Raw genomic sequence first — 4,278 nt, forward strand, 5'->3', positions numbered from 1 at the left:
GCAAACCCCCCCAAAATCAACAACGGACCAGGTCAGCCCTGGTCCGTTGCCGTCGGGGGGGATCGAACGGCCCCGCGCGGGGGCCGTTCACATGATCGTCAGGGGCGTCCCGCGCCGTAGAAGTTCGACGTGTAGTAGCCCGACAGAGAGCTGATCTTCACCACGTCGCCGGTGTGCGGGGCGTGGATGAACTTCCCGCCGCCGACGTACATGCCGACGTGCGAGAGCCCGCTGAAGAACACCAGGTCACCGGGCTGCAGGTCGCTCTGGGAGACGTGCTTGACGGCCGCCCACTGGGAGTTGGTGGTGCGGGTGATGTTGACGCCCGCGGCCTCCCAGGCCCGCATCGTCAGGCCCGAGCAGTCGTAGGAGCCCGGACCGGTCGCGCCGTAGGAGTACGGCTTGCCGAGCTGGGCGTAGGCGAAGTTGAGCGCCGTCCGGGCCGAGCCGCTGGCCGGGCCGTTGTAGCTGCCGCCCGTCCCGCCGCTCGAACCGCCGCTGGAGGCGCCGCCGCCGGTCTGCTGGACCAGCTTCTTGGCCTCCCGGACCTTCTTGTCGAGGTCCTTCTTGGCCTTGGCGAGCTCGTCGTGCTTGGTCTTGACGTCGTTGTAGGCGCTCTGCGCCTGGGCCTGCTCGCGGCGCAGCCGCTGCGCGGTCGCCAGGAACTGGGTGAGCTGGGAGCTGCGCTGCTCGGAAAGCTGGGTGAAGACCGCCGCCTGGTCGAGGACGGACTGCGGGTCGCCGCTGCCGACGAAGCCGGTGACGTCCGTGGAGTCGCCGTTCTTGTAGGCGTCCGCGGCCATCTGGGCGATCGCCGAGCGCTGCTTGTCGAAGGAGGCCTGCTCCTCCGCCGACGCCTTCTTGGCGGCGGCCAGCTTCTTCTGGGCGATCTTCAGCTTCTCGGTGTTCTGGTTGTACTGCTCGACCTTCTTGTCCATCTCCTCGTTGAGCTGGTCGAGCTTCTTCTGCGCCTGCGCGTGCGTGGGCTTCGGCTTGGCGTGCGCCACCACGGGCGGGAACGCGAAGGACGCGGTCGCCGCCAAGCACGCGGTGACCGCCAGGCGGCGGGTGACCCCTATCCCCGTCGAGCCGGCTCTCCGGTCGCGCGAGCGCGCTGGTTCCCCGATGAGATCGTTGGTCACGGTCCGATTCGCCCCTCTCGTCCACTACGTCAGCGGACGACATTAGCGAGGGGCCACAACCGTCACAACTAATTCGTCACTATCTGATTGACTTCAACCCTATTTGCACACATTCCGTGTCGGCAAGATCACGGAGCGCACGATCAAGGCGGTGAAATGGTGAGATTCTCCCAGAATGTCGGAGTCTTTGCGGTTCACGACCGGCCCAGCCGCCGCAGCAGCAGCGTGGACGGGCAGGGCCGCGCGTTCGCGCGCCGCGCCGCGTCCGCCACCTCCCGGTCGGAGGAGACCACCACCACCGCCCGGCCGTCCGGCTCCGCCCGCACCAGCTCGCCGATCAGCTCGTCGGCCGTCTGCCCCGGCCGGCTGAACAGCACCCGCACCCCGCGCGGCGCGGAGATCGCCACCGGCGCGTCCAGCTCCGCGCCGTCGAACACGCACGTCACCTCGGCGCGCGTCTGCGCCGCGAGCCCGCCGAGCCCCGACAGCAGCCGCGTCCGCTGGTCCGACAGCGGCAGCTCCCCGTAGCCCGTCTTCGTCACGTTGTAGCCGTCCACCACCAGATGGACCTGCGGTAGCGTCAGCAGCCGGTCCAGCAGCTGCGGGTCGCTGTCCGACAGCGCGCGCCCCGGCAGCGTCCGGTGCGCCAGCCGGTCCGGCTCCAGCGCGCCCACCGCGTCCGCCGGCCGCGCGATCGTCGACGGCAGCGCCAGCTCCCGCCGCACCCCCTGTGCCGCGTCCACCAGCGCGTCCAGCAGCAGCCGCAGCCGCATGTCGTCGACGTTGCGGCCCTCCCGCGCCGCCCGCTTGGCCGCCTCCGCCGCCGCCTCCGCCTGCGCCGCCCGCGACCGCAGCTTGCGCAGCTCCTTGTCGGCCGCCGCGGACATCTCCCGCGCCGCCGCCAGCTCCCGGTCCGTCTCCGCCGCGAGCGTCTCCGCCCGCTCCTGCGCCGCCCGGTACCGCGTCCGCGCGTCGTGCAGCTTGCGCCGCAGCTCGGCGACCTCCGCCTTGGTGTCGCGCAGCTCCGCCCGCAGCTTGTCGACCTCCGACGCGCGCGCCGACCGGGCCGCGGCCAGCTCCTCCTTCAGCGCCGCGACGCGCCGCTCGGCGGCCTCCTCCTCCGACGCCGTCGCCGACCGCTCCAGCTCCGCGCGCGCCGCCTCGACCAGCTCCGTCCAGCCGTCCGGGCGCAGCAGGTAGGCCACCACCGCGACCCGCACCGGGTCCGCCGCCGGCGGGACGCGGCCGCCCTCGACCGCCTCGACCAGGTCCGGCTGCGCCTCCCGCAGCGGCTCCGCCACCCGGCCCCGGAAGTCCGGATCCTTCTCCAGCACCGCGGCGATGTGCTGCCCGGCCAGCTTGGCCCGCTTGCGCCGCTCGAACCGCGCGAACCGGCGCAGCGGCACCGGCACCTCGTCCGGCGGCAGCGCGCCGATCAGCTCCGCGGCGGCCTCCACCACGCTCAACCGGACGGCCTCCGGCAGCGGCCCTGCCAGTCGCCGTCCGGGCTCCGGGCCGCCGGGGCTCGCTTCGGGGCCGCTGTCGATGATCCCGCTCCTTCCGGGCTGCGCCGCCGGTGGGCTGTCTCTTCCCGAGCACCACGCACCCTAACCAGCACGAACGTGGCATCGGACGGAACGCGCCAAGCTCCCCCTCGACGTCCCCCGCGGCCCCCGCCCGGCGGGACGCGCCGGCGCGCCCCCAACCCTAGCGGCCCGGCCTTCTGTCGGTGGCGTCCTCTACGGTCGCGGGCATGACGGCTGCGCACGAGGTCCAGGGGCAGATCCGGGCGGTCCAGGGCACCCTGGACGACCTCGGCACCCCCCTGGCGGAGGTCACCTTCGTGGTGGTCGACCTGGAGACCACGGGCGGCTCGGCGGCCGACTCCGCCATCACCGAGATCGGCGCGGTCAAGGTGCGCGGCGGCGTGGAACTCGGCGAGCTCGGCACCCTCGTCGACCCCGGCGGCCCGATCCCGCCGTTCATCACCGCGCTGACCGGCATCACCACGGCGATGGTCACCGCCGCACCCCGGATGGACGCGGTCCTCCCCGCGTTCCTGGAGTTCGCCCGCGGCTGCGTGCTCGTCGCGCACAACGCCCCGTTCGACATCGGCTTCCTCAAGGCCGCCTGCGCCGCCCAGGGGTACGCCTGGCCCGCGTTCCCCGTCGTCGACACCGTCGACCTCGCCCGCCGCGTCCTCGGCAAGGACGAGGTGCCCAACTGCAAGCTCGGCACCCTCGCCCGGTTCTTCCGCACCCGCACCGAGCCGACGCACCGCGCCCTCGCCGACGCCCGCGCCACCGTCGAGGTCCTGCACGGCCTCATCGAGCGGCTCGGCTCCTTCGGCGTCACCTCCCTGGAGGAGCTGCGCGGCTTCGCCAAGGCGCCCACCCCCGAGCAGCGCCGCAAGCGCCACCTCGCCGACGACGTGCCGAGCGCGCCCGGCGTCTACCTGTTCGAGGACGCCGCCGGAGAGATCCTCTACGTCGGCAAGAGCGGCGACCTGCGCTCCCGCGTGCGCAGCTACTTCACCGGCTCGGAGACCCGCTGGCGCGTCCGCGAGATGGTCGGCCTCGCCGAGCGCGTCCGCACCATCGTCTGCGCCACCGGCCTGGAGGCCGAGGTCCGCGAGCTGCGGCTCATCGCCGAGCACAAGCCCCGCTACAACCGCCGCTCCAAGTTCCCCGAGCGCGCCATCTGGCTGAAGCTGACCGCCGAGCCGTTCCCGCGGCTGTCGATCGTCCGGGAGTGCCGCGACGACGGCGCCCGGTACTTCGGCCCCATCTCGTCCCGGCGGCAGGCCGAGGAGGCCCGCGCCGCGCTGCACGAGGCCGTCCCGCTGCGCCAGTGCACCCAGCGGCTCACCGTCCGGCTCATCGAGCGCGGCCGCGCCCGCACCTGCGCGCTCGCCGACCTCGGCCGCTGCGGCGCCCCCTGCGACGGCCGCGAGTCGCCCGACGCCTACGCCGTGCACGCCGAGACCGCCCGCGCGATCATGGAGGGCGACGTGCGGCCCGTCGTGGCCGCCGCGCAGGTCCGCATCGACCGGCTCGCGTCCGAACTGCGGTACGAGGAGGCCGCCGCGCAGCGCGACCGGCTCGCCGCGTTCGTCCGCGCCGCCGCCCGCGGCCAG

At 73.6% G+C, this 4,278-nt stretch carries 3 protein-coding genes; 1 reads left to right on the plus strand and 2 read right to left on the minus strand.

Going from position 1 to position 4,278, the window contains the following annotated elements; genetic code table 11:
- Positions 1-98 precede the first annotated feature (98 nt).
- Entirely contained in the window at positions 99-1,142 is a 1,044-nt protein-coding gene (locus tag ABZ914_RS47530) for a C40 family peptidase (RefSeq protein ID WP_500201224.1), read from the minus strand.
- A 194-nt stretch (positions 1,143-1,336) separates the two neighbouring features.
- On the minus strand, positions 1,337-2,602 hold the full coding sequence (locus ABZ914_RS47535; protein ID WP_500201226.1) for an NYN domain-containing protein: 1,266 nt from the start codon (positions 2,600-2,602) through the stop codon (positions 1,337-1,339).
- 293 nt (positions 2,603-2,895) lie between these two features.
- Here ABZ914_RS47535 and ABZ914_RS47540 point away from each other — a divergent pair.
- On the plus strand, positions 2,896-4,278 hold a 1,383-nt coding region (locus tag ABZ914_RS47540), incomplete at its 3' end, for a DEDD exonuclease domain-containing protein (RefSeq protein WP_500201225.1).

This window comes from Spirillospora sp. NPDC046719, from assembly GCF_040645715.1.
Taxonomy (GTDB): domain Bacteria; phylum Actinomycetota; class Actinomycetes; order Streptosporangiales; family Streptosporangiaceae; genus Spirillospora.